Annotated in this window: 25 protein-coding genes; 21 read left to right on the forward strand and 4 right to left on the reverse strand. The window is 29.4% G+C overall.

What is annotated here, in order from left to right; genetic code table 11:
* Window positions 1-177 precede the first annotated feature (177 nt).
* Window positions 178-930 (forward strand): hypothetical protein, encoded by a 753-nt coding sequence (locus H2279_RS03525; protein WP_337195615.1) that lies wholly within the window; start codon window positions 178-180, stop codon window positions 928-930.
* A 26-nt stretch (window positions 931-956) separates the two neighbouring features.
* Window positions 957-1331 (forward strand): YbgC/FadM family acyl-CoA thioesterase, encoded by a 375-nt coding sequence (locus H2279_RS03530; protein ID WP_137623720.1) that lies wholly within the window; start codon window positions 957-959, stop codon window positions 1329-1331.
* Here H2279_RS03530 and H2279_RS03535 read toward each other — a convergent pair.
* Entirely contained in the window at window positions 1323-2519 is a 1197-nt protein-coding gene (locus H2279_RS03535; protein ID WP_171000077.1) for a hypothetical protein, read from the reverse strand. The two genes, H2279_RS03530 and H2279_RS03535, sit on opposite strands and share 9 nt — an antisense overlap.
* The gene (locus tag H2279_RS03540) at window positions 2516-3127 is read right to left on the reverse strand and encodes a uracil-DNA glycosylase family protein (RefSeq protein ID WP_337195616.1); all 612 of its coding nucleotides are present in this window, start codon (window positions 3125-3127) and stop codon (window positions 2516-2518) included. Before H2279_RS03540 ends, H2279_RS03535 begins: the two co-directional genes overlap by 4 nt.
* A gap of 164 nt (window positions 3128-3291) precedes the next feature.
* Here H2279_RS03540 and rpmH point away from each other — a divergent pair, with 164 nt between their 5' ends.
* The 15 genes from rpmH (at window position 3292) to H2279_RS03615 (ending at window position 18915) form a co-directional block, all read left to right on the forward strand.
* Complete coding sequence (gene rpmH, locus H2279_RS03545) at window positions 3292-3426, forward strand: 50S ribosomal protein L34 (RefSeq protein WP_087723277.1); 135 nt, start codon at window positions 3292-3294, stop codon at window positions 3424-3426.
* Window positions 3423-3749 (forward strand): ribonuclease P protein component, encoded by a 327-nt coding sequence (gene rnpA / locus H2279_RS03550; RefSeq protein ID WP_137623719.1) that lies wholly within the window; start codon window positions 3423-3425, stop codon window positions 3747-3749. The genes rpmH and rnpA overlap by 4 nt, the downstream gene beginning before the upstream one ends.
* Complete coding sequence (gene yidD, locus H2279_RS03555) at window positions 3737-4084, forward strand: membrane protein insertion efficiency factor YidD (RefSeq protein ID WP_137623718.1); 348 nt, start codon at window positions 3737-3739, stop codon at window positions 4082-4084. Before rnpA ends, yidD begins: the two co-directional genes overlap by 13 nt.
* Window positions 4084-5649, forward strand: coding sequence for a membrane protein insertase YidC (gene yidC, locus H2279_RS03560; RefSeq protein WP_137623717.1), 1566 nt, complete (start codon window positions 4084-4086; stop codon window positions 5647-5649). The genes yidD and yidC overlap by 1 nt, the downstream gene beginning before the upstream one ends.
* 15 nt (window positions 5650-5664) lie before the next feature.
* Window positions 5665-6480 carry a Jag N-terminal domain-containing protein gene (locus H2279_RS03565; protein WP_337195617.1) on the forward strand — a complete coding sequence of 272 codons (816 nt, stop codon included), beginning with the start codon at window positions 5665-5667 and terminating at the stop codon, window positions 6478-6480.
* Window positions 6473-7801 (forward strand): tRNA uridine-5-carboxymethylaminomethyl(34) synthesis GTPase MnmE, encoded by a 1329-nt coding sequence (gene mnmE / locus H2279_RS03570; protein ID WP_337195618.1) that lies wholly within the window; start codon window positions 6473-6475, stop codon window positions 7799-7801. The genes H2279_RS03565 and mnmE overlap by 8 nt, the downstream gene beginning before the upstream one ends.
* An 11-nt stretch (window positions 7802-7812) precedes the next feature.
* A complete protein-coding gene (gene purL / locus H2279_RS03575) occupies window positions 7813-9999 on the forward strand; it encodes a phosphoribosylformylglycinamidine synthase subunit PurL (protein ID WP_337195619.1) in 2187 nt (728 codons plus the stop codon).
* Complete coding sequence (locus tag H2279_RS03580; RefSeq protein WP_337195620.1) at window positions 9996-10766, forward strand: DnaJ family molecular chaperone; 771 nt, start codon at window positions 9996-9998, stop codon at window positions 10764-10766. Before purL ends, H2279_RS03580 begins: the two co-directional genes overlap by 4 nt.
* Window positions 10767-10782: 16 nt before the next feature.
* On the forward strand, window positions 10783-12429 hold the full coding sequence (locus H2279_RS03585) for a tetratricopeptide repeat protein (protein ID WP_337195621.1): 1647 nt from the start codon (window positions 10783-10785) through the stop codon (window positions 12427-12429).
* Between the two features lie 18 nt (window positions 12430-12447).
* Window positions 12448-13980, forward strand: coding sequence for a bifunctional phosphoribosylaminoimidazolecarboxamide formyltransferase/IMP cyclohydrolase (purH, locus tag H2279_RS03590; protein ID WP_337195622.1), 1533 nt, complete (start codon window positions 12448-12450; stop codon window positions 13978-13980).
* Window positions 13981-14070: 90 nt separating this feature from the next.
* Window positions 14071-15663, forward strand: a complete 1593-nt coding sequence (locus tag H2279_RS03595; protein WP_337195623.1) for a methyl-accepting chemotaxis protein — start codon at window positions 14071-14073, stop codon at window positions 15661-15663.
* Between the two features lie 10 nt (window positions 15664-15673).
* On the forward strand, window positions 15674-16105 hold the full coding sequence (locus H2279_RS03600) for an META domain-containing protein (RefSeq protein WP_337195624.1): 432 nt from the start codon (window positions 15674-15676) through the stop codon (window positions 16103-16105).
* A gap of 79 nt (window positions 16106-16184) precedes the next feature.
* The gene (locus tag H2279_RS03605; RefSeq protein WP_337195625.1) at window positions 16185-17162 is read left to right on the forward strand and encodes an agmatine deiminase family protein; all 978 of its coding nucleotides are present in this window, start codon (window positions 16185-16187) and stop codon (window positions 17160-17162) included.
* Entirely contained in the window at window positions 17159-18046 is an 888-nt protein-coding gene (locus H2279_RS03610) for a cation diffusion facilitator family transporter (RefSeq protein WP_137623707.1), read from the forward strand. Before H2279_RS03605 ends, H2279_RS03610 begins: the two co-directional genes overlap by 4 nt.
* On the forward strand, window positions 18043-18915 hold the full coding sequence (locus H2279_RS03615; RefSeq protein WP_337195626.1) for an N-carbamoylputrescine amidohydrolase: 873 nt from the start codon (window positions 18043-18045) through the stop codon (window positions 18913-18915). The genes H2279_RS03610 and H2279_RS03615 overlap by 4 nt, the downstream gene beginning before the upstream one ends.
* Here the strand turns inward: H2279_RS03615 and H2279_RS03620 are convergent.
* On the reverse strand, window positions 18905-20236 hold the full coding sequence (locus tag H2279_RS03620; RefSeq protein ID WP_337195627.1) for an SH3 domain-containing C40 family peptidase: 1332 nt from the start codon (window positions 20234-20236) through the stop codon (window positions 18905-18907). The genes H2279_RS03615 and H2279_RS03620 overlap by 11 nt on opposite strands.
* A gap of 48 nt (window positions 20237-20284) precedes the next feature.
* Here H2279_RS03620 and H2279_RS03625 point away from each other — a divergent pair, with 48 nt between their 5' ends.
* Together H2279_RS03625 and H2279_RS03630 are read left to right on the forward strand one after the other, a co-directional pair.
* Window positions 20285-21622: an ATP-dependent DNA helicase gene (locus H2279_RS03625; RefSeq protein WP_337195628.1), complete on the forward strand. Its 1338-nt coding sequence runs from the start codon at window positions 20285-20287 to the stop codon at window positions 21620-21622.
* A 9-nt stretch (window positions 21623-21631) separates the two neighbouring features.
* Window positions 21632-22372, forward strand: a complete 741-nt coding sequence (locus tag H2279_RS03630) for a hypothetical protein (RefSeq protein ID WP_337195629.1) — start codon at window positions 21632-21634, stop codon at window positions 22370-22372.
* 4 nt (window positions 22373-22376) lie between these two features.
* Here H2279_RS03630 and lolA read toward each other — a convergent pair whose 3' ends face one another.
* Complete coding sequence (gene lolA / locus H2279_RS03635; RefSeq protein WP_337195630.1) at window positions 22377-22886, reverse strand: LolA-like outer membrane lipoprotein chaperone; 510 nt, start codon at window positions 22884-22886, stop codon at window positions 22377-22379.
* Between the two features lie 92 nt (window positions 22887-22978).
* On the opposite strand from lolA, the gene secA reads away from it, so the two are divergent.
* Both secA and H2279_RS03645 read left to right on the forward strand, forming a co-directional pair.
* Complete coding sequence (secA, locus tag H2279_RS03640) at window positions 22979-25567, forward strand: preprotein translocase subunit SecA (RefSeq protein ID WP_337195631.1); 2589 nt, start codon at window positions 22979-22981, stop codon at window positions 25565-25567.
* Complete coding sequence (locus H2279_RS03645; protein WP_337195632.1) at window positions 25564-26769, forward strand: ABC transporter permease; 1206 nt, start codon at window positions 25564-25566, stop codon at window positions 26767-26769. Before secA ends, H2279_RS03645 begins: the two co-directional genes overlap by 4 nt.
* Window positions 26770-26813: the final 44 nt, after the last annotated feature.

Raw genomic sequence — 26813 nt, forward strand, 5'->3', positions numbered from 1 at the left:
ACACCTGAAAGATTGGAATTTATTTACAAAAAAGGAGACCTTGATGCTAAGCTTGATCCTAGAATCCCTGCTATATATAGGGCTAACTTCCCCGAAGAACTTAGAGCTAAGATAAGAGCTTATGCTAAAGAACATGGGATTAAAGAGTAAAGAATATATTTAAAGAAAGGAAAAACAATGCAAAAAATACTTCAAATTGATTTAGAAAAAAGAAAAGCTTTAGAAAATTTAAAAAATCTAGGTTTGGTAGGATTAGGCGGAACAATGCTTTTTAATTTAAAAGAACAGCCTTTAGTTTTTAATCAAGAATTAACTTATGTAAATACTTACAATAAGTATCTAAATTTAGATATCAATTCTTTTTATATCCCTTCTGTGCTTATGTCTTTACTTCAATTAATTAAAAAGACTCAAGATGCTTTTTATATTAATGTTTTAATCAATAGCGATACACATTATAAAAATCCTTTATTACAATACACCATCACTCAAAAACAAGAACATAAAAATATCGTTTATGCTTTAAAAAACGATGAAAGTTTTAATACTTTTCATACTTTAAATGATTTAAAATTGGCTTTAGAAGAAAAGAATTTTTATCTTAATTTTTTAGATTTAAACAATAAAGAAAGTCTTATGAGTTTTTATAATTTTTTACTAAAAGATAAGAATTTAGAATCTTATTTTTATTTTAAGGATCAACGTTTTTATATAAGTAAGAAAAATCTTAGAGAACTTCAAGTCAATACAGACTTAGATTCTAGAATGAGTTTAGATCTTTATTTAAAACTTCTCAATGATTTTAAAGTTTTAAATAAGTTTGAACTTATAGAGATTTTAGAAGCTTTAGCGCAAAATAATATTAAGGCTTTATATTTGAATAAGAAATTTACTTTTTCACCTTTCTTGATAAATTTAAGGGTAAAATAAAAACTTAGATATAAAAAAGGACTAGGATGAAGATAAGAGTTTATTACGAAGATACGGATGCTGGCGGAGTGGTCTATCATAGCAATTATTTAAAATTTTGCGAAAGAGCTAGAAGTGAAGTTTTATTTTCTAAAAAAGCTTTGATATTTGATGCTACTAATGGCCATTTTTTGCTTACAAAAGCAAATTGTAATTTTATAAAACCTGCTAAACTTGGAGATATAATAGAAGTTGAAACAAAAATTTTAGAAATTAAAAATGCTTCTGTGGAAATTTTGCAAGAAATTTACAAGGATAAAGATAGGATTTTTAAATTAAATGGAACTCTTGCTTATATAAAAAAAGAAAAACCTGCCAGAATGGAACCAGAAATTAAAAAACTTTTTGAAGAATTATTTTAATTCTTCAAAATTTGATTTGACGCTTTGCATCAGATGGACTTTGTATAAAACCTGCGAGTCTTCAATTTTTTCATCAAAAATACTTTTGCTTTCTTGATTTAAAAAATTGGTATAAAAATAATCAGTTCCTATGCTTGTTGCGTAAGCTACCCAATTGTAATCTATATTTTGGTTAAAAATTTCATTCAAATAAGATAAATTATCGTCATGATTATTAATAGAATTTGCAATAATAAAATTTTTTCTATCAGCTTCTTGAGTAAGATTTAAAAATGCAGGATTATAGTTTATTTGAGTGGATAATAATATATAAGGATGTATATTATAAACACGTAATTGAGAGCTTGTAAGCGCTGTTTTTACTAAAGGTGTATTAAAAAAAATAGAAGCTTGATTTAAACTTCCTTGAGATCTTAGTAATTTATAAAAATCAAGTTTTTCTCCATCAATTTTATAAATTCTTGCATTTTGATTTTTACTATTGAGTAATATACGTGTATTTAGGTTATCTGATAAAATAGAATTATCTCCAAAAATTGCTATATTGGAGTTAGCTTTTTGTAAAAGAGCCATAATTTGAGCATCATAATCTATGCTACCAAAAATTATATTTTGATTTAAATTAGAGGCAAAATTTTTATGAAGAGTTGGGATAAATATCTTCATATTCTTAGAATAATCTTTAAGAGCGTAAGCACCCTTTAGAGTAAAAGCTGCAATAACATATTGATAACCTTGAGCTTCTATTTGATCAAGAGTTTGGTGTATTTTGTTTTCATCTTCTGTGCCTATTAAAAATACTTTAACTTTAATATCTGCTCTTTGTCTTAAAAGATAGGCAATGCTAGAATTTACAATAGTGTTAGAATAGCTTTTAATTGTTTTTTCAGGAATAATAATGGCCAATTTAACTGCTGTAATTTTTTGTACAGCTTGATCAAAATCTGTAATAGAATTTAAAAGTTTTGCATAAACATTGGATAAAAATTGATCTTTTTGATCGCTAAATTCACTTAAAAAACTAAGGTAAAGTCTAGATTCTAATAGGTCAAAAAGACAGTTTATCCCACATTCTTGAGTGCTTAGATTGGGATAAAAATTCTCAGAAGGCGGTATATCTACTAATCGTTGTTCTCTAGCTACAAGAAAGCAAAAACATAATCCCAAAATTAATAATATTTTTTTCATAAAAATCCTTTAATTTTTTTTAGATCTTCTATAAATTTTTTTTCATAACTTGGATTTTTTTCTATAAATTCAAGTTCAAAACTAGCCATAAAAAAGAAATCTTTATGAGTAAAAATTTCTCCTCTTAAAGCATTAAAATCGGAAAAACCCAAGCTATTAAAAGCATATTCTCCCAAGCAAAGGATGAATTTAGGTTGAAGTAATTCTACTTCATTCCAAAAAAATGGTAAGCAAGATTGTAGCGAAAAATCATCAAATTTTCCATTAGAAAAACATTTAAAAAGATATGAAAAATAAAATTGCTCTTTTTTAAGCCCTAAGATATTATAAATATAACTTTGCAATGTTTTACCTTTTTTTGATTCTAGAATGCAACCATTTTCATTTTCAATCTTTTGTCCAAAAGTATCTAAAATCATTAAATTAACTGGTTTTAATTGATTTTCCATTAGCGTAAAACGACGGAATTTTGAAAAATGACATAGATTGCATTTTTGTACATTTGATCTTAAGTCTTCAAAATTTTTTATTTTTGATAAAATCTTATGAGGCTTATTGTCTGTAAAATTATATCCCATAGCTTTTAAATAATATAAACTTCTTATCATTGACTGCAAACTTAAAAATTATCTATAAAATTAAAAATACTGATTTTTTTAAAAATTTAGCAAAAAAAAATTAATCTTAACTATAAAAGCAATTTATAAGTAAGATTAAGGTAGAATTCGCTTTTATTCTTTATTTTCAAAAATAAAATTAAGGAAAATTTAAAATGAAAAGAACTTATCAACCACATGGTACTCCAAGAAAACGTACTCACGGATTTCGTGTTAGAATGAAAAGTAAAAATGGTCGCAAAGTGATCAATGCAAGACGTGCTAAAGGTAGAAAAAGACTCGCTGTGTGAAATTTTTTGAAAAAATCAGCAAAAATGAAGAATTTTCAGCTGTATATAAATTGGGAAAAAAATGGTATTGTGATGGCATTATTATTTTTTATCTCAAATGCGATGAGCAAAAAATGGCAGTTGTTGCAAGTAAAAAAGTTGGAAAAGCAGTGATTAGAAATCGCTCCAAGCGTATCTTAAGAGCTTTGTTTTCTCAAATTGAAACAGAAATTTATAATGGAAAATATATTTTTGTTGCGAAAAATGAAATCACTCAATTTTCTTTTTCTAAATTAGAGAGAAGCTTAAAATGGGGTTTAAAGAAGCTACAATGTTTAAAATAGCGTGTTTAAAATTGTTAATGATTTATCAAAAATTTTTAAGCCCACTTAAGCCTTCTGTATGTAGATTTTATCCTTCTTGTTCAGAATATGCTTATTGGCAATTCCAAAAAAAAGATTTTTTTTCAGCTTTTTATTTCACTCTTATGAGAATTTTAAGATGTAATCCTTTTTTTAAAGGTGGGTTTGATTATCCAAAAATTAGAAAAAAAATAACTCCTTACAATTTTTGTTTTAAACCAATTTTTTTATCTCAAAAAAAACTTTGCTATTTTTATATACCCTATAATGATAGAACTTTTTATTTTGTCAAAATTATATTTAAAAGGATAAGCTAGTGAATAATACAAATAATTTTTTTCAACAAAAACGCATACTTTTAGCCGTAGTGCTTTCTTTTTTATTTTTTATTGTGTATGATTATTTTTTTATACCAAAAAATCCTCCTAAATTAAATCAAAATATCACAAAAGTTGAAACTAATTCACAATTTAACGCACCAAAACATAACGCTCAACCTGTAGAAATTCAAGAGAATGCTTTACAAAATCAGATTATAGCTGATATTAAAAGCGATCATTTTGAGGCTAAAATTGATGCTTTGGGTAGAATTGCAAGTTTTTATCTTAAAGATAAAAAATATCAAAATGAAAATGGCGAATTTATCAATTTGATTCCTAAAAATAGCTTTCCTTATCCTTTGGAGATGCGTTTTAGTGATGAAACTATAAATGCTGAGGCTTTTAAAACTCCTTATAGTACAGATTGTAAAGAGCTTTTTGTGGATGAAAATGGTAGCAAAGCTATAAAACTTACTCAAAAACTTTCTTCTGGTTTGATTGTTGAAAAAAATATCACTTTTTATCCTTTGGGAAATTATAAAATTGAAGTTAGTCTTAATAAAAATAGCCATTATTTTATAAGCCCAGGTTCTCGCCCTGATATAGCGGTTGATACTTACACAGTGCATGGAGCATTAGCTATGGATGATAAAGAAACCATCCATACTTTTGAAGATGGAAAAGTGGATAAAGAAGAGAATATGCAAAATATCTGGATGACATCGGCTTTTGATAGATATTATGCTACATTTTTTTACAATTTTGAAAAACCTTTAAGTGTAACCATAGGAAAAGATACTCATGAAAATCCTTTAGTTTTTGCCTCTAGTGATAATAAATTTGAAGCGGGGGGTTATATAGGATCAAAAGAGCATGCAATATTAAGAAGTATAGATCCTCGTCTTGAAGCTGTAGTTGAATACGGCTGGTTTACTTTTATTGCAAAGCCTATGTTTGTATTTTTAAATTTCTTGCACAATCACATAGGAAATTGGGGTTGGTCTATAGTTGTAATGGTGCTAATCATCCGTCTTATTTTATTCCCTTTAACCTACAAATCTATGATTTCTATGAATAAATTAAAAGATTTAGCTCCAAAAATGAAAGAGCTAAGAGAGCGTTATAAGGGCGATCCTCAAAAAATGAATGTTCATATGATGGAACTTTATAAAAAACACGGTGCAAATCCTATGAGTGGATGTTTGCCTATACTTTTACAAATTCCAATTTTCTTTGCAATTTATCGCGTGTTATTAAATGCTATTGAGTTAAAAGCTGCACCTTGGATATTTTGGATACATGACTTATCGATTATGGATCCTTATTTTGTTCTTCCGATTTTAATGGGAGCAACAATGTTTGTACAACAACTTGTTACACCGATGACAATTCAAGATCCTATGCAGGCTAAGATTATGAAATTTTTACCTGTGGTATTTACTTTCTTTTTTGTGACTTTCCCTGCAGGACTTACTCTTTATTGGTTTATTAACAATCTTTGTTCTTTTATTCAGCAACTGATTATTAATAAAATTTTTGCTAAAGAACATCATAAAAAATAAAATGGAGTGCAAAAAATGAGAGTTGAAGCTAAAGATCTTGAAGAAGCATTGATTGAAGCTTCTAAAAGTTTAGATTGTTCTGTTGTTGATCTAGAATATACTATTATACAACTCCCAAAAAAAGGTTTTTTGGGTTTTGGTTGTAAAAATATTATTATCGAGGTTGAAAGCAAAAAAAAACAATTTAAGAAAAACACAAAAAAGAATTTCCAAACAAATAAAATCCATGAAAAAAATTTTTGTGAAAAAATAGAAGAAAATAAAGAAAGCATTACAATAGAAAACATAAAACCTAAAGAAAATTATATCGTTAAAAACGATAAGATTTTTGATAGTTTTCATCGCGAAAGCAAAGACACTAGAAATATCCAAAATATTTTAGATGAAATTAAGATTCAGCTTGAAAAATTGCTTAATTCCACTTGTTTTGATATTGCCTTAAAAGAATTAAAAATGTATAATGAAGAAAGCGTCTTTATCCATTTAGATGGCGAAGATGCTGCTTTGCTTATAGGAAAAGAAGCTCATCGCTATAAAGCTATTTCTTATCTTTTACATAGCTGGATTAATGCGAGATATAATCTTTTAGTGCGTCTTGAAATATCTCATTTTTTAGAGGATCAAATTCAAGGTATGCAAGGTTATCTTCAAAGCGTTGTTGAAAAAATTAGACTTTATGGAAGTGGTCAAACAAAGCCATTGGATGGTGTTTTAATTAAGATTGCTTTAGAAAGACTAAGAAGTGAATTTCCGCATAAGTATGTGGGCATTAAGCAAAATAATAATCAAAGATTTATAGTTATAAATGATTTTTTAAAAAAAGATGAATGATACTATAGTAGCAATTGCAACAGCGCACGGAATAGGTTCGATTTCTATTGTAAGATTAAGCGGTGAAAGAGCTTTAGAAATTGCATCAAAAATAAGCAAAAAAAAAGAATTAATTCCGCGTTATGCTACTTTTACCAAGCTTTATAATCACAAAGATGAATTTTTAGATGAGGCTATAATTATATATTTTAAAGCGCCTTTTAGTTTTACAGGTGAAGATATAGTGGAATTTCAAATTCACGGTGGTTTTAGCGTGAGTGAGATTTTGCTTGATGAGCTTGTAAATTTAGGAGCTAGATTAGCTCAAGCTGGAGAATTTAGCAAAAGAGCATGTTTAAATGGAAAAATGACTCCTTTAAAGGCTTTAAACATACAAGATTTAATCGTTTCAAAATCTGCTCTTGCAGCTAAAGTTATCGCAAGAAATATGCGAGGTGATTTAGGAGACCTTTTAGAAAAAATTCGCACCGATTTGGTTAAAACTTTGGCTTTTGTAGAAACAAGTATTGATTATGCTGATGATGATTTGCCACCCGATTTATTAGAGCAAATTAGCCTTATGTGTCAAGATAATGCTAAAATTTTAAGAGAAATTTATACGATTTCTCAAAGCAAAAAAGGACTTATAGAAGGTTTTAAAATAGCTATAGTAGGCAAACCAAATGTTGGAAAATCTTCTCTTTTAAATGCTTTACTTTCTTATAAAAGAGCCATAGTTTCAGATATAGCAGGGACAACTCGTGATACCATAGAGGAAAATTTTAAATTAGGTTCTTATTTGCTTCGCATTATCGATACAGCAGGCATTAGAGAAAGTAAAGATAAAATAGAACAAATAGGTGTAGAGTTAAGTAAAAAAAGTTTAAAAGATGCGGATATCATTTTGGCTGTTTTTGATTCTTCTAGAAAAGAAGATAAAGAAGATTTAGAAATTTATAATTTATTGCAAGATAGCGATAAAAAGGTATTTTGGATTTTAAACAAAACTGATTTGTGTGAGGTTTTTGAAAATAGTCAAAATATAGATTTTATAAAACTTAGCGCCCAAAATGATATTAATTTGCTTAAAGAGGAATTGGAAAAATATCTCAATTCTTTTGATGCTGAAGATACTATGGTAAGTTCTTTGGAGTTAATTAATTCTTGCAAAATTGCAAGTGAGGCTATATCAAGAGCAAAAGATCTTTTAAAAGAAAATTCTCTAGAGCTTTTTGCATTTGAATTAAATTTGGCAATAGGCGAACTTTCTAAATTTACTAAAGATTTTGAAAGAGATGAAATTTTAGATGAAATGTTTAGTAATTTTTGTTTAGGAAAATGAAAGGTAATAAAATGGATAAAGAAATTATAAAAGCACATAAAATCAGCGATGAAGAATATGATCAAATTTTAGAAATTCTTGGACGAGAACCTAATTTACTTGAATTAGGTGTTATTTCTGCTATGTGGAGTGAGCATTGCTCTTACAAATCAAGTAAAAAATACCTTAATGGTTTTCCAACCAAAGCGCCTTGGGTAATTCAAGGTCCTGGTGAAAATGCAGGGGTAATTGATATTGGTCAAGATATGGCAGCGGTTTTTAAGGTTGAAAGTCATAATCATCCTAGCTTTATTGAACCTTTTGCTGGGGCGGCAACTGGAGTAGGTGGAATTTTACGCGATGTTTTTACTATGGGTGCAAGAGTTGTTGCTGGACTTAATTCTTTAAAATTTGGAAATATTTATGATGAAAAATATGGAAATCATCAAAAATATCTTGTAAAAGGTGTTGTAAGTGGAATTTCTCATTATGGAAATTGTATGGGTGTTCCAACCATAGGTGGAGAATGTTCTTTTGATGAATGTTTTAATGGAAATATTTTAGTCAATGCATTTGCATTAGGGATTTGCAAAAAAGAAGATATTTTTTATGCTAAAGCTGAAGGGGTAGGAAATCCTGTAATTTATGTAGGATCAAAAACGGGTAGAGATGGGCTTGGTGGTGCTGTTATGGCTAGCGATAGCTTTAATGAGCAAAATAAAAGTTTAAGACCAACAGTACAAATAGGAGATCCTTTCAGTGAAAAACTTTTAATGGAGGCGTGTTTAGAGCTTTTTAAAAGTGATTTGATTGTAGGAATTCAAGATATGGGAGCTGCTGGACTTACTTCAAGTTCTTTTGAAATGGCAGGACGAAGCGGAAGTGGAATGAAGCTTTATCTTGAAAAAACTCCTATGCGTGAAAGTGGTATGACGCCTTATGAATTGATGCTTAGTGAATCTCAAGAAAGAATGCTTATTTGTGCAAAAAAAGGTTGCGAAAATCAAGTTATAGAAATTTTTAAAAAATGGGATTTAGATGCTGTTGTGATTGGTGAAGTGACAGATACGGGAAATATGGAGCTTTTTTGGAATAATGAGCTTGTAGGAATGATACCTATTGAGCCTTTAAGTGAAAAAGCACCTATTTTAGATCGTCCAATAAGTAAGCCAAAATATCTAGATAGCATTAAAGATTATCAATTTGAATTAAAAAATGATGTACAAGACTTATTTATTCAGATGATAAAAAATGAAAATGTTAATGATAAAGCTTTTGTTTATGATCAATTTGATTCAAGCGTACAAACCAATACAATTAAAGCCGATGGAAAATTAGGTGCGAGTGTTATACGCGTAAAAGAAAACAATGCAGCAATAGCAATGGCTATAGAATGCAATTCTCGTTTAAATTATATTGATCCAAAAGTAGGCGCAAGTGCTGCTGTGGCAAGTGCTGGAAGAAAAGTAGCTTGTACGGGAGCTAAGCCTTTAGCGATTAGCGATTGTTTAAATTATGGAAATCCGCAAAATCCTGAAGTGATGTGGCAATTTGCACAAGGATGTGAAGGCATTAAGGAAGCTTGTAAAGAATTAAATACTCCAGTGGTTAGCGGTAATGTCTCTTTATATAATGAAACAGAAGGGGTGAGTATTTATCCAAGTCCTACGATTGTAAATGTTGGCGTTTTAGAAAATTCTAATCGCGTTCTAAAAGCAAATTTTGATAAGGCTGGAATTAGAATCTATCTTCTAGGAGAAACTTTAGGTCATTTTGCCGGTTCTTTAGTGATGAAAATTCAAGATAAAAAAGTAGCAGGAAATCTTAAAAATATAGATTATAAAGCAGAATTAATGCTTTGGGATTTTCTTTATAAAGCAAATCAAGAATCCTTGCTTGAATGTGCAAATAGTGTAGGAGTTGGCGGTATTGCTATAACTTTGGCAAAAATGTGTGCTATTTCTAAAAAAGGTGCGATTTTAAAAAGTGGTTTTAGCGATAAAAAAATGATTTTTGATGAAAGCTTTAGTCGTGTTATAGTAGGCGTTGATGAAACATGTGAAGAGCAATTTTTGCAATTAATTCAAGAGTTTAAGATAAAAGCTCACAAATTAGGCGTAAGTACCGATGAGGATTGTTTTAGACTCGATGAAATTAATTTAAGTAAAAAAGAGCTTGAAAATCTTTATTTTGAAAGTTTTAAAGAGCAAATTCAATGAGTTTAATTTTAATCATTTTAGTTATCTTGGTTTTTTATTGGTATTATAAAACTTGGGAAAAACAAGATTTTTTTAATTCTACTGCACGCGGTGTTAAAGGTTTTGCAAAAGGCTTTATGCGTGGAGTAGTTGAAGAAAGAATGGATGAAATTAAAAGACGGATGAATTATTATGTGATTGCACTTTTGGCAAAAATTGCAAAAAGTGACGGCAGAATCAGTCAAGATGAAGCTGATATGATCACCCAAATTTTAGATGCAAATGCAAAAGATAGGCGAGAAAGAGAATTTTTAAAAGCAAGTTTTAATGAGCACAAAGAAAATTTAAATGATGCTTTTGAGGTTGCAAAAGATTTTTTAAGAGAAGTTCCTTTGCCAAAAAGTGAGCGTTTTAATGTGCTTAGAGTGCTTGTTTTTATGGCTTTTATTGATGCAGAATTTAGCCCTAAAAAGAAAGAAATTTTAGGACAAATTGCACAGGCTTTTGATATAAGTCAGAATGAGTTAGAGAATTTTATCAATAATTTTTCAAATTTAAATACTTCTAAACAACAAATAAGTCTAGATGAGGCTTTTGAAATTTTAGAATTACCAAAAAATGCTGATATCAGTGCTGTAAAAAAACAATACCGAAATTTAGCGAAAAAATACCATCCTGATATTTTAAATGCAAACAATGTTAGTGAAGAAGAAATCAAAAAAGGGGTAGAAAAATTCCAAAAAATAAACGAAGCTTATGAAAAAATTAAAAAGTATTTAGAAAGGTAATCTTTAAGGAGTTAAAGTGAAAAAAGTTTGTTTGTTTTTGTTTATATTTTTAGGAATTTTAGCAGCAAAAGAAGAGTGTAAAAGCAATAAAGAATGTTTTAATTTAGGTTCTTTGTGTTATAAAAAAGGAGATTATCAAAAAGCTTATGAAATATGGACTGGTCTTTGCAAAAATAATTATTATCCTGCTTGTTTCTATTTAGGTACTTTTTACATTCAAGGACTAGGTGTAGTAAAACAAAGCTATGAAAAAGCAAGTCAATTTTATATCAAAGCTTGTAATGGCAATGTTTATGGTGCTTGTTACTATTTAGCTAAACTATATAAGGATAAAAAAGTAAGTGTAAAACAAAAATACAAAACAATTTACAAGCTTTATGCCAAAGCTTGTAAGGGTAATGTTTATGACGCTTGTTATGATTTAGGAGTTTTATATACAAATGGACTGGGTGTAAAACAAGATTATAAAAAAGCTGTTGAGTTTTATACCAAAGCTTGTGATAATAATATTTATGATGCTTGTAATAATTTAGGAACTGCTTATATGTATAGTAGAGGTGTAAATCGGGATTATTCTAAGGCCAAAATGTTTTGGGAAAAAGCTTGCGATAATAATAATATTTATGGATCTTGTTATGGTTTAGCTTTTATTTATGCAAATGGGCTAGGCGTAGAACAAAATTATAAAAAAGCTTATGAACTTTATACTAAAGCCTGTAATGCTAACAATTATTCTGCCTGTTATAATTTAGGCGTTTTTTATGAAGGTGGATTAGGTGTAAAACAAGATTATGAAAAAGCAAGTGAATTTTATACTAAAGCCTGTAATGCTAACAATTATTCTGCCTGTTATAATTTAGGTATGTTATCTCAATATAAAAAAGTAGATATGGAAGTGGATTATAAAGTACTTTCTAAGCTTTATACCAAAGCTTGTAATGGTAATGTTTATGATGCTTGTTATAGTTTAGGTATGTTATATCAGTATGTAGATGTAGAACAAGATTATAAAAAAGCAAGTCAATTTTATGCCAAAGCTTGTAATGGTAATGTTTATGATGCTTGTAATAATTTAGGAGTTTTATATGCAAATGGGCTAGGTGTAAAACAAAGCTATAAAAAAGCAAGTCAATTTTACACCAAAGCTTGCAATAATGATATTTATACCTCTTGTGGTAATTTAGGTATTTTATATGTAAAAGGATTAGGCACAAAACAAGATTATAAAAAAGCAAGTCAATTTTACACCAAAGCTTGCAAGGGTAATGTTTATCCTATGTGCAATGATTTAGGTTTTTTATATGCAAAAGGACTAGGTGTAAAACAAGATTATGAAAAAGCTGTTGAATTTTATACCAAAGCTTGTAATGGTAATAATTATATTGCTTGTGGCAATTTAGGTGTTTTATATACAAAAGGATTAGGAGTAGAGCGAGATTATAAAAAAGCACATAAATTTTACTATAAAGCCTGCAGTGGTTATAATGATATTCCAGATATTAATAAAGGTGATATGGCAAAATTTTGCTATAATTTAGGAATTTTTTATGTATTTGGCAAGGGTGGAGAATATAATCTCTCTGAAGGTGGAAAATGCCTTAATCTGGCCTGTACTTTAGATAGAACATATTGTGATAAAACTGATATGGCTATTACAAGATAAATAATTAAAAGGAATAAAATGAGAGCATTACTTAGTGTTAGCGATAAAGAAGGTATAGTAGAATTTGCTAAAGAGCTTGAAAATTTAGGTTTTGAGCTTCTTTCAACGGGTGGAACTTTTAAAATTTTAAAAGAAAATGGGATAAAAGTTGTAGAAGTGAGTGATTTTACAAAAAGTCCTGAGCTTTTTGAAGGGCGAGTAAAAACCTTGCATCCTAAAATTCATGGGGGAATTTTACATAAAAGAAATGATGAAAATCATGTTAAACAAGCCAAAGAAAATGGAATTTTAGGTATTGATTTAGTGTGTGTGAATTTGTATCCTTTTAAAAAGACTACTATTATGAGTGATGACTTTGATGAAATCATAGAAAATATCGATATAGGCGGACCTGCGATGATCAGATCTGCGGCAAAAAATTATAAAGATGTGATGGTGATTTGTAATCCGCTTGATTATGAAGAGGTGATTGAGGCTTTAAAAAGTGGAAAAAATGATGAAAAATTCCGTTTAAATTTAATGATAAAAGCTTATGAACATACGGCAAATTATGACTCTTATATAGCAAACTATATGAATGAACGTTTTAATGGGGGTTTTGGATCAAGTAAATTTATAGTAGGACGAAAGGTTTTTGATACTAAATATGGGGAAAATCCTCATCAAAAAGGTGCTTTATATGAGTTTGATTCTTTCTTTAGTACCAATTTCAAAGCCCTTAAAGGTGAAGCTAGTTTTAACAATCTTACTGATATTAATGCGGCTTTAAATTTAGCCAGTAGTTTTGGCGATTCTCCAGCAGTTACAATAGTAAAACATGGAAATCCTTGTGGTTTTGCAATCAAAGAAAATCTTTTGCAAAGCTATATTAGCGCATTAAAATGTGATAATGTAAGTGCTTATGGTGGAGTGGTTGCGATCAATGGAACACTTGATAAAACTTTGGCTGAAAAAATAAATGAAATTTATGTTGAAGTGATAATCGCTGCGAATGTAAGTAAAGAGGCTTTGGAAGTATTTGAGGGTAAAAAACGTATTAAAATTTTCACTCAAGAAAATCCTTATTTAGTGCGTAGTTTTGATGCGTATGATTTTAAACATATCGATGGTGGATTTGTGTATCAAAATAGCGATGAAGTAGGCAATGATGAACTTAAAAATGCCAAGCTTGTTTCAAAAAGAGAAGCAAGTAGGGAAGAACTTCAAGATTTAGAAATTGCCATGAAAATTGCTGCATTTACAAAATCAAATAATGTCGTTTATGTTAAAAATGGAGCTATGGTGGCTATAGGTATGGGAATGACGAGCAGAATTGATGCAGCAAAAGCAGCCATTGCTAAGGCTAATGAAATGGGACTTGATTTACAAGGTTGTGTTTTGGCAAGTGAAGCTTTCTTTCCATTTAGAGATAGCATAGATGAAGCAAGTAAAGTTGGAGTTAAAGCTATAGTTGAACCTGGTGGAAGTATAAGGGATGATGAAGTGATAAAAGCTGCGGATGAATACGCTATGGCTCTTTATTTTACCGGAGTGAGACATTTTTTACATTAAATTTATTGAAAATTAAAATATTATTTAATTTAGTTTAAATAATTTTAAGTACAATGGTTTATAGTATTTTATTTATGAAAGCAATTTAAAATGTTTAAAACCATTGGATTTAAAGTTTCTTCGGCAATTTTTATTGTTTTATTGTTTAGTTTTGTGATAATGCAAATTATCGTTAGTTTTGATTTTAAAAATACAGCCAATCAAATCAGTAAAGAAAATCTTAATACGGTCAGTAATTTAGTTTTTCAAACCATGAGAATGGCTATGAATTTGGGTGATCCAGATAAAATAAAAGAAGCAATTAATGATGCTAAGAGTATTGAAGGGATTAGCGATATAAAAATTTATCCATCAAAAGAAACAATAGAACTTTTTGATATTAAGAAGCCTTTGATTTCTAATGAAAATATTATTTTAAGTCAATTTTCTAATCCTAGTTTGGTTTCCTTAGAGCAAAATATTAATGGAGTAGATCATTTAAGGCTTATTCGTCCTTTGGTTGCAAATAAAACATGTATAGCCTGTCATGCAAATGTAAAAGAAGGCAGTGTGATAGGGGTTATGGATGTATATCATTCTTTAGAAAGTGTAGAAAAAGATATCTCAAAAACAAGCCAAACCTATATAGTGATTTTTACAATTGCTTTAATACTCACTTTAGCTGTTGTGCTTTTTATACTAAAGATCGTTGTAGGACGTCCTGTTTTGGAACTTTTAAACCATGCTAGAGAGTTGGCTCAAGGCAGTGGAAATTTAAAAGCACGAATCCGTATTAAAGGGCATGATGAAATCGCAACTGCTTGTGGATATATCAATCAATTTATCGAAAAAACTCATAAAGCTGTAAGTGAAGCGAGTTTGAGTTCTAAAAATGTGGAACATCAAAGTGTTCTTTTAAATTCAAATGCAACTTCTTTAAATGAAATTACGGAATTAAATCACAAAAAAATTGATTCAAGTTTTCATCTTGGAAATAATATAGGTTCTGATTTAAGAGAATTAGCTAATTTATCAAGTGATGCAAATACTGCAAATGATAAATCTTATGAGTTATTAGAACAAATGCTTAAGTCGTTATTTTCAGTGGCACAAAAAGTTACAGATCTTGCTGAAAGTGAAAACAGTTTGGCTAAGAAAATTTCAGATATGGTTGAACAAGCAAAAAATATACAAAAAGCCACCCAGATGATGAATGAAATTGCTGATAAAACAAATCTTTTATCTTTAAATGCGAGTATAGAATCTGCAAGAGCTGGGGTTTATGGCAAAGGATTTTCTGTTATTGCTGAAGATATAAGATTGCTTGCGAATAACAGTGAAGAATTTTTAAATAGTGTCGCGGTTATCACAAAAGAATTATTAATCAGCATAGAAAAAGTGGCTAATGAGCTTAAGGATAATTCTCAAAAAATTTATTCTTTAAATGAAGATACTAATTTATTAGCCAATAGTGCAAATGAGGTTAAATTTTGCAATCAAGATGCGAAAAATCTTGTGCATCAATGCAGCCAAAAAATAAAAGTAAGTCAAGAAAATATACAAGATTTGTTAATGAGAATGGAAGAAAATGTTGAGGCGAGTGAAAAAAATGAAGAAATTTCAAAAATTTTACTTCAAGTTGCTGATGAGTTAAAAATAGTATGTCATAATCTTGATAATGAATTAAAGCAATTTCAAATTTAAAGGATAAAAGATGAAAAAAACTTTACAAATGACTTTAGCAGCTGCTTGTTTTGCTGGTTGTGCAAGTACTTCAGTATCTTCTGATGCAAACACTCAAAATAAATTAGTGCAAAATCAGCAATTAAAAATAGAAAAAATAGTTGTTGATGGAAAAACATTTGATCCTAAGAATGCTGAAGAAACTCCAAATATTAGCTTTGATAAAGATAAATTTTACGGTTATGCAGGTTGCAATCGCTTTTTTGGATCATACACTAATAATGGCGATGCTATAAAAATCAACGGAGATCGTGCTGCATCAACTCAAATGCTTTGCCATCCTATGGATGTTATGAATTTTGAAAATTCCTTTCTTTCTAATTTCAATGGAACTTTTAAAATTTCAAATGAAAATGGCAAACTCGTTTTAAATAACGGCAAAATGAAAATCTTTTTTAAATAATTTTTAGCCCTTTTTTGGGCTACTTTCTTAAATTTATTTCAAAAACACAATTAAATTTTTTAATCAATAAGGGTATATAATGATAAAATCAATTCCAGAATGGAGTGAGCAAGAATATTTAATCCTTTCTTTACCACATGAAAAAACGGATTGGAAGCCTTATTTGGATGAAATTTTAAAAAGCTATCAAGAATTTGTAAGAGTAGTGAGTCAATTTCAAAAAGTTTTATTGATTGCTCCGCAAGATCAAGATTTTATCCCTTTTAAGGATATAAAAAACGTTGAATTTTTTAAATGTGATACAAACGATACATGGATAAGGGATTTTGGTCCTATAGATATTTTAAAGGATGATCGTTTGCAAGCTCTTGATTTTACCTTCAATGCTTGGGGAAATAAATTTCAAAGCGAATTAGACAATGCTGTAAATTCTAAACTTTTTAATATAAAATTTAAAGAAAAACTTGAAAAAATCGATATGGTCTTAGAGGGTGGAAGTATTGATTTTAATGGCGATGGCACTATGCTTACGACGACAAATTGCCTTTTAAATGCAAATAGAAATTCCCATCTTGATAAAACCCAAATCGATCAAAAATTAAAAGAAATTTTTGGATTAAAACATATTATTTGGCTAGAAAATGGTTTTATTAAAGGAGATGATACGGATTCTCATGTGGATATTTTGGCTCGATTTATCAATAAAAATACGATAGCACATTGCGTTTGTGAAGATGAAAAAGATGAACATTTTTTACCTTTAAAGAAAATGCAAGAAGAGCTTGAAAAAACAGGATTTAATTTATTGCCATTACCATTGCCTAAGCCTTTTTTTTATGATAATCGTAGAATGGGTGCTACTTATGCAAACTTTGTTTTTGTCAATAACGCTTTAATCGTTCCATTGTATAAAGATGATAATGATAATATCGTAATTGAAAGGCTTTCTAAGGCTTTGCCTGATCGAAAGATTGTAGGCATAGATGCGAGAGTATTTGTGCGTCAAAATGGCTCTTTGCATTGTTCTTGTCAAAATCGTTTCAAGGGCTTAAGATGAGTTTGCAAAAAAAAGCCACTATCATTGCAAGTGTTTGTGCTCTTGGTTTAGCTTGTGTTAAATTTGTAGTTGGCTTAATGAGTGGATCGGTTGCAGTGCTTTCAAGTGCGATTGATTCTTTAATGGATTTTGCAATTTCTGCGTTTAATTTTTTGGCTTTAAAAAAGAGTGCACAAAGGGCAAATGAAAATTATAATTTTGGCTTTTCCAAAATCGAAGCTTTAATGGGGCTTCTTGAGGGTGGTTTTATCGTAGGTGTGGGTATTTTTATCTTTTATGAAAGTATTTTAAAAATTTATTACAAAAAAGAAATCATTGATTTAAATTCAAGTATCTTTGTAATGATTTTTGCCATTATTGTAACCTTTTTTCTTATTCTTTTTTTAAATTATGTGGCAAAAAAAACAAAAAGTTTAATCATTGAAAGTGATGCCTTACATTATAGGAGTGATTTTTTAACCAATATTTGCACCTTAATTGCTTTGGTGCTGATTTATTTTACAAATTTATATATTATCGATGCTATTTTTGGGATAGTAATCAGTCTTTATACGGCTTTTTCTGCTTTTAAAATCATTAAAAAAGCTTTATCTTTTTTAATGGATCAAGCCTTACCAAAAGAACAAGTTGATCAAATTTGTACTTTAATTTCTAAGCATCCAGAGATTATTTCTTACCATGAATTAAAAACGAGAAGAACGCCAAATTGTAATTATTTAAGTGTGCATTTGGTTTTTTGTCCTATAATTTCGCTTTTAAATGCGCACAAAATTTCAGATGAGATTGAAAATAATGTGCGTTTGATGTTTAAAGATGAAAAATGGGATATACAAATTCATCTAGATCCTTATGATGATCAAGAACAAGAAAGGCAAAGACAATGAAAATAGCTCTTGTGCAACAAAAATTTCATTCCAATAAAAAACAAACAATACAAAAAACTTGCGAATTCATAGAAGAAGCGGCAAAAAAGGGAGCTGAGCTTGTATGTTTAGGAGAACTTCATCAAAGTGAATATTTTTGCCAAAGTGAAAATGTTGCTTATTTTGATTATGCAAATGATTATGAAAAAGATATTGAGTTTTGGTCAAGTGTAGCTAAAAAGCATAATATAGTTTTATTAACCTCATTGTTTGAAAAACGTAGCGCGGGACTTTATCATAACACAGCCGTTGTTTTTGAAAAAGATGGCAGTATAGCTGGAAAATACCGAAAAATGCATATACCCGATGATCCTTGCTTTTATGAAAAATTTTATTTTACGCCAGGTGATTTAGGTTTTAAACCAATTCAAACGAGTGTAGGCAAGCTTGGAGTATTGATTTGCTGGGATCAATGGTATCCTGAAGCCGCAAGATTGATGGCTTTACAAGGGGCTGAAATTCTTATTTATCCTACGGCTATTGGATGGTTTGATAAGGATGAGGAAGAAGAAAAGCAAAAGCAACTTGGTGCTTGGCTGGGAGTTCAAAAAGGACATGCTATTGCTAATGGTTTATTTGTGGCTGCGATTAATCGTGTTGGATTTGAAAAAGACGCAAGTGGAGTAGAGGATGGAATAAGATTTTGGGGAAATTCTTTTATTTTTGGCCCTCAAGGAGAAGAGCTTTGCTTGTTAGATAATGAAAACGAATGTGTTAAGGTTATAGAGATCGATAAAACAAGAAGTGAAAATGTAAGGCGTTGGTGGCCATTTTTAAGGGATAGACGTATAGAATATTTTCATGATTTAAATAAAAGATTTATCGATTAGATAAATCTTTGGCTAAATACTTATTTATCTCATCGATTTCTTTTTGACTTAAACTGATAAAGCTTACCTCTTTAAGCCTTGAAAGTAATAAATTTTTTTCAAGAATTTCTTTTTTTCCTATCTCTAAAGAAGTGATTGCGCTTTCTCCTATAATAAGTCTTTGAGTTTTTCCTTTTCTAAGCCCCCATATATTATGTATTACTATGTTATTATCCGTAATTTTTCCAGCATAAAGCATAATGTGTCCTGGGATGTAGAGCAAGGTTGTATAAGCTTTTCCAAATCGATTTAAAAAATCCTTTTTTTGATTATTGTTTAACATGCTAATATCAAAATGATAAAAAGCATTTTTTTGCGCACCTGAATTTCTTGGTAAATAAAGCCCAAAAGCTGAAAATACATCACGAGTAAATAAAGAACAATCCCTTTCTAAATTATATCCACCCCAACCATAAGGCAAACCAAGCATTTGATTTAATTGATTTTTTAAATTAGCGTCATTTAGTTTTAAAGGAAATTTAGCAACATCCTTTTTTAAAATTTTATATTTTTTAGAGCCAATCTTTCCATAAAAATATTTTTTATCTTGTTTATAATACGGATAAATAGCACCGATTCTAGTCTCAAAGAAAAAATGATGATCTTCGCTAAAAACCGCTTCTTTTTCTTTGAGTGGCGTTATAAAGTGGAGTTTCTCATAAATTTTCGCTCTAGAGTTGGAAAATGTCTCTAAATTTTGACTTTCTACAAAGCCAACTCCAGTTTCACTCAATACAAAAGCGTATCGTTTATCTTTTGTATAATGAGAGATTAAAACAGGCGTAGCGATATTTAAAATCGCATCATTTGCGTAATCAAATGGAAATCCTTCATTTTCTAAAAAAGGATTTTTAAGTATTGCTTTTTGGGTAGGGATATTTTTAAGTAGGGTATTTTGTATGATTAAAGCTTTTTGATTTAACTTGCCTATATTTTTTATATTTGCATTATCGATTTGTTTTTCAAACCAAGAGATAGGAATTTCTTGTTTGTTAAAAAAATAATATTTATTTTTTGGGTTAAGATAAATAGGAAAAGCCCAAAATAAATTTTGATTTTTATAGTTTTTAAAAGAAGAATGCCAAGGTTTAAAAAATATTTTTTTATAATCTTTGGCGTTAAAATTGATGTTTTGATTAAATTTTGGCAATATATCAACACTTTGTTCAAATTCCAATTTAGCATAATGTGAATTTGTTTTATTTTCTTTAAAATGATTTGTAGGGTTTTTAAAGGAGCAAGCTGTAAAAAACAATAGAGAAAAAACTAAAATATATCGCATAATCAACCTTTTACAAAAAATCGTTATAATTAAAGCTAAGGAAATATAATGCTTGATAAACTAGAAAAAATTTTAGCCAATGACAATGTTTTTCTAAGCGGTGGTGCTGGGGTTGGAAAGAGCTTTTTAACCAATAATCTAATGAAATCTTATAGAAAACAAGGTAAATTTGTAGTCGCTTTAGGTTCTAGCGCGCTTTCTGCTTTTAATATAGGCGGCGTTACCCTGCATAGTTTTTTTTGTTTGGGTTATTGTGAAGATATGATGGCGCTTAGTGTTTTTGATCGCAAACAAAAAGAAAAAATTGCTAAATTAAATGAGAATTTAAAAAAAATTAATCTTATTATTATCGATGAAATTTCCATGGTGAGTGCTAATATTTTTGAAATGATAGGTTTTAGAATCAAAAATTCAAGGTTCGATGGAAAAATTTTAGTCGTAGGGGATTTTTTTCAATTACCCCCTGTGATTAGAGAAAAAAAAGAGACTCTTTTTTTAAATTCTTGCTATGCTTTTTCTTCTTTTTTTTGGAAAGACTTAAATTTTAAAAATGTTAAACTCTCGCAGCCTAAAAGAACTCAAAATTTAGAATTTTATAAAAATTTATCTTTAATAAGACAAGGTTTTTTAAATGAGAATATCATCGAGCAATTTAAGCAAATGTGCATTGATACAAAGGAACTAGAAAAATTAGAAGATGATTATACTTTGCTTTGTGGGATTAATAAAAAAGCTAATGAAATCAATGAAAATAAACTTGATCGTTTAACAACTCCTTTGGTAAGTTTTAAGGCTAAAATTCAAAAAGAAAATAAAGAACTAGAAGATGATAAATTGCAAAATTGGATTAAGAGTTTAAATATCTTAGAGGAACTTAAGATTAAAATCGGAGCTCGCGTTATTTTTTGTATCAATAATTGGGATAAAAATTATTATAATGGAGAGCAAGGAGTGATTGAAGATATTATCTATGATGAAGATAAAATTTATATCAGTATCGTAAAAAATAATGGGATTAATATCATGCTTGAACCTTATGTTTTTTTTATGGAGGAAATCGAGCAAAATAATGGGGAGCTAATTATCAATACTCTAGCAAGTGTGAGTCAATTTCCTATAAAATTAGCCTATGCTATTACCATACATAAATCTCAAGGCATGAGTATTGAAAAATTAGTTTGCGATATAGATCATATTTTTGAAAATGGACAACTTTATGTGGCATTATCAAGAGCGATCAATCCTGATACTTTAAAAATTTATTACACTAAGGGTGTAAAATTTGAAAATTATTTTGAAAATATTTTAAAATTTGATGTTAATGTGATTGATTTTTACAAAAATCATTTGTTTTTTGATCTAGAATTAGAAAATATAAGCCATTAAGGAAAAATAATGAAAAAGGTATTTTTTTGTATTTTTTTATGTTTAAATTTAAATGCACAAAGTCTTGAAATATCTAAGTTAAGAACAGATTTGTATTCTAAAAGCGGCGCTAATGTTTTAAAAAAGATTGAAATTTCTTTGGATTTTGAAGGAGAAAATTTAAAAGAAAATGAACTTAAGCTTATTGATTCTATCAATACCGTTATTTCTGGCTTTTTCTATGAGGATATCTTTACTGAAATTGGCAAGGATAATTTTAAAAAAGTTTTGAAAAAATTTATAGAGAAAAAATATAAAATGAATATTGATGATATTTATATTTTATCTTTAAGCGGTGTTGAAAAATTTGATTTAGAAGAATTTAAAAGATTTTTAGAGAGTGCAGAAGCTAAAAAAAATAATACAAGCGATGAAGTGAAAAAAGTTTTGGAAAATTTAAGCGTTCCTGAAGTTCCACAGGTTAAAACTCCAAATAATATCAGCATTCCTAATATACCTGAAGCAAAGCAAATAGGGCAACTTTTTGGCGATGGCAATGAAGATAAAAAAGATGATGGTGAGATCAGTCCTGATTCTCTTAATATTCCTAAGATCAATCCTTCAGAACTTGAGGAAAAAATCAAACAAGATTTGATCAAAAATCCACCACAAATTTTTAAAGAAAAAAATGCAAGCAATAATATTTCTAAAGAAAATTCAGATATGGGTTTTGATTTGAAATTAGATAATAATTTAAGCCACGTTCAATAATTTCTTATTGAACGATGTCGTAATTTTTTGGAATTTTAAATTCAAAAATTTTAGGATCAATTTTAGGATTTTTGATTTGATTGCTTAAGGTTATTGTTACGTCATTTTCAAATTCATCTTTATAAGAAATAGACTGAATTTTATCTTGATCTAAAATAAGAGTGTAATCAATCTTTTCATATTTTGCTAAAAGTTTATTTTTTGAAATTTGTTTAGCATTTTTAAAAATTTGATTAAGATTAGGTATGTTATCGAGTTTTGAAAAGATCACTTGTTCTAAATCATGTTCTATGATCGCAACTCGATTTTTATTGATATAAATTTCTTTTTTATTGGGTGTGGTATATTCCCAAAATGCTTTATCTTTGCTTATGATAAAATGTCCGCTATAACGAAGCGTTGAATTTTTGGATTTAACTAGCTGAGTAAAATCGCTTGAGTAGGTGTTAAAATCAAGATCAATAGCCCAAATTTTAACTACAGCAATTAAAAAAAATATAAAAATTTTTTTCATTATTTTCCTTAAAATTTTTTATTAATTCTAGCTAACTTTAATTAAACAATAGCTATAATGATAGCTTGAAATTTTAGCAAAAGGTTTTAAAAATGTTTTTAAATGCTTTAAGAGCCATATTTGGAACAAAAAATGATCGCGAAATAAAAAAATATTTTAAACGAGTGGCACAGATTAATATGCTTGAGCCTAAATATCAAAATTTAAGCGATGAAGAGCTTAAAGCTGAATTTTTAAAATTTAAAGAGCAAATTATTAAGGGCGAAAAAGAAGAAAATGAAATCTTAAATGATGTTTTTGCCATCGTAAGAGAAGTAGGTAAAAGAACTTTAAATATGCGTCATTTTGATGTGCAATTAATCGGCGGTATGGTTTTGCACGAAGGTAAGATTGCAGAAATGAAAACAGGGGAGGGAAAAACCCTTGTGGCGACTTTGCCTGTTGTTTTAAATGCTATGAGTGGAAAAGGCGTTCATGTTGTAACTGTGAATGATTATTTGGCTAAAAGAGATGCAGAGCAAATGAGTGCGATTTATAACTTCTTAGGTTTTAGTGTCGGGGTTGTGCTTTCATCTCAAAATAATGACTTAGAGCATAAAAAAGCTTATGATTGCGATATTACTTATGGGACAAACAATGAATTTGGCTTTGATTATTTGCGTGATAATATGAAATTTTCAAAGGCTGAAAAGGTTCAAAGAGGGCATAATTTTGTAATTGTAGATGAAGTAGATAGTATTTTAATCGATGAAGCAAGAACTCCTTTGATTATTAGTGGGCCTACTAATAGAACTTTAGATGGTTATATAAAAGCCAATGAAGTGGCAAAAAAAATGAAAAGAGGTGAAGCGGTATTGCCTTCTGCTAAGCCTGAAGGTGATTTTGTAGTGGATGAAAAAAATAGAAATATCTTGATCACAGAAGCAGGAATTGCTAAGGCTGAAAAGCTTTTTGGAGTGGAGAATTTATATAGTCTTGACAATGCTATTTTGGCACATCAACTTGATCAAGCTTTAAAAGCACACAATCTTTTTGAAAAAGATATACACTATGTTGTTAGAAATAAAGAAGTTATTATCGTTGATGAATTTACAGGGCGTCTAAGCGAAGGACGTCGTTTTAGCGAAGGACTTCATCAAGCTTTAGAGGCTAAAGAAAATGTAAAAATTCAAGAAGAAAGCCAAACTTTAGCTGATATTACTTTCCAAAATTATTTTAGAATGTATAATAAGCTTGCAGGTATGACAGGAACAGCACAAACTGAGGCGACAGAATTTTCACAAATTTACAATTTGGATGTTATTTCAATTCCAACAAATATTCCTATCAAAAGACAAGATAAAGATGATCTAATTTATAAAACTCAAAATGAAAAATTTAAAGCTGTTATTGAAGAGATTAAACAAGCTAATAAAAAAGGACAACCTGTTCTTATAGGAACAGCAAGCATAGAAAGAAGTGAAGTTTTTCATGAAATGCTTGTAAAAGAAAGAATTCCACACCATGTTTTAAATGCTAAAAATCATGAGCAAGAAGCTTTGATTATCCAAGATGCTGGAAAAAAAGGTGCTGTTACTATAGCGACAAATATGGCAGGACGTGGGGTTGATATCAAAATAGATGATGAAGTTAGAGCTTTAGGAGGGCTTTATATCATAGGAACTGAAAGGCATGAAAGTCGTCGTATAGATAATCAACTTCGTGGTCGTGCGGGGCGTCAAGGTGATCCTGGAATCAGCCGTTTTTATCTTAGTGTAGAGGATAATTTATTAAGAATTTTTGGTGGCGACAGAATGAAAGGGATCATGGATCGCTTGGGTATAAAAGAGGGTGAGCATATAGAATCTCCTTTTGTAACAAGAGCGGTTGAAAATGCACAAAAAAAAGTGGAGAGTTTGCATTTTGAAAGCAGAAAGCATTTATTAGAATATGATGATGTGGCTAATGAGCAAAGAAAGACCATTTATCGTTATCGCAATGAATTGTTAGATGAAGAGTATGATATAAAAGCTAAGATTTCTCAAAATATTGCCGAGTATAGTGCTAGTGTGATGAGTGAGCTTATGATCGATGAAAATAATACTGAGTTTAATTTTGAAACTTTGAAAAGTAAAATTTTTGATGAATGTTCTACTGAAATCAAAGAAAGCGATTTTGAAAATCTCAATGCCATTGAAATGCAAGATAAATTAAGTGAAATTTTAGAAAAATCTTATCATCAAAAAATGGAAAAATTAGATGAAAAAGAATTACACAATATCGAGCGTATTTTGTATTTGCAAGTTTTAGACAATGCTTGGAGAGAGCATTTGTATCAAATGGATATTTTAAAAACAGGTATAGGTCTTCGTGGATACAATCAAAAAGATCCTTTAGTGGAATATAAAAAAGAGAGCTACAATCTCTTTTTAGAGCTTGTGAATCGCATCAAATTTGATAGTATAAAACTTCTTTTTAGTGTTAAATTTACTCAAGAAGAAGCTAAAGATCTAGAAAATACAGCGAGTAAAGAAAATGAAAAAATTCTTGAAAATTCTGTAGAGATTGGAGTAAGTGAAGATGGGCTTGATGAACCTGAATTTAAAAAAGTTCCTAGAAATTCACCTTGTCCTTGTGGAAGTGGCAAAAAATTTAAAGAATGCCATGGAAAAAGTGGTCCAAAACAAGGAATTTTAGCTTGAATAAAAGCGTTTTAAAATATTTACTTTTTAAATATTTAAGATTTGATAAAGAGCAACCTTTTATCAATCTATCTATGCTTTTAGCATTTTTAGGAGTGTGCGTAGGACTTTGTGTTTTGCTTGTGGCAATGGCTATCATGAATGGTTTTGATAAGGAATTTGAAAAACGTTTTTTTGTAATGAATTATCCTATCACCATTGTGTCAAAATTTTATGCTCCTGTTGATGATGAGTTGGTTAATGAACTTAAAAAGCAATTTCCAAAATTGCTTTTTAGTCCTTATATCAGCACTCAAGTTGTTGCCAAAGGAGACAATCGCTTTGAAGGCGGGGTGCTTTTTGGTGTTAATTTTAAAGATGAAATTAAGATCAATGAAATCATTGCTAAGGCTATTAAAGATCAAAATTTAAGCGGTTTTGATATCCTTTTAGGATCGGCTTTGGTGGATGAGTATGGCTTGCGTAAAAACGATATGATTTCACTTATTTTTTCAAATTTTAATCCTAGCGGATTTTCTTTGATCCCGCAAACTAAACGTTTTAAAGTAAAAGCTCGTTTTACTTCCGGACTTGCTTTTTATGATAAAGCTTATATGTATACTGATGTTAAAGCCTTAAGAAAAGTTCTTGGAATGAATGAAAATCAAGGTTATGATGGAATACATGTTTATAGTGATGATGCTTTTAAAGATGTGGAAAAAATAAAAAATTATTTAAAAGATGATTATATCGTTATAGGATGGTGGGAGCAAAATAAAAATTTCTTTTCAGCTTTAAAACTTGAAAAAAGAGCACTTTTTATAGTTTTGATGCTGATTATCTTGGTTGCAAGTTTAAATATAGTCAGTTCTCTTTTAATGATCGTTATGAATCGTCGTAGCGAAATCGCTCTTTTATTTGCTTTGGGCGCAAGCAAGGCAGAGGTTAAAAAAAGTTTTTTTGCCTTAGGGATGCTTATAGGTGGTGGTGGTATGATAGTGGGCATTTTACTTGCTTTTATCGCTTTGTGGCTTCTAGGAAATTTCGATATCGTTACCTTGCCGGCTGATGTTTATGGGACGAGTAAATTACCGCTTGATTTGTCGGTTATGGATTTTACTTTGACGGTTATAGGGGCTTTACTTATCATCGCTTTATCGTCCTTTTATCCGGCTAAAAAAGCAACTCAAATCAATGTTTTAGATACTTTAAGGAATGAATGATTTTTATAAATTAAAGTTGCAACTGATATCTATGATAACTTTAA

The sequence above is a fragment of the Campylobacter sp. B0100352/1 genome, from assembly GCF_020135855.1.
Classification (GTDB): domain Bacteria; phylum Campylobacterota; class Campylobacteria; order Campylobacterales; family Campylobacteraceae; genus Campylobacter_D; species Campylobacter_D taeniopygiae.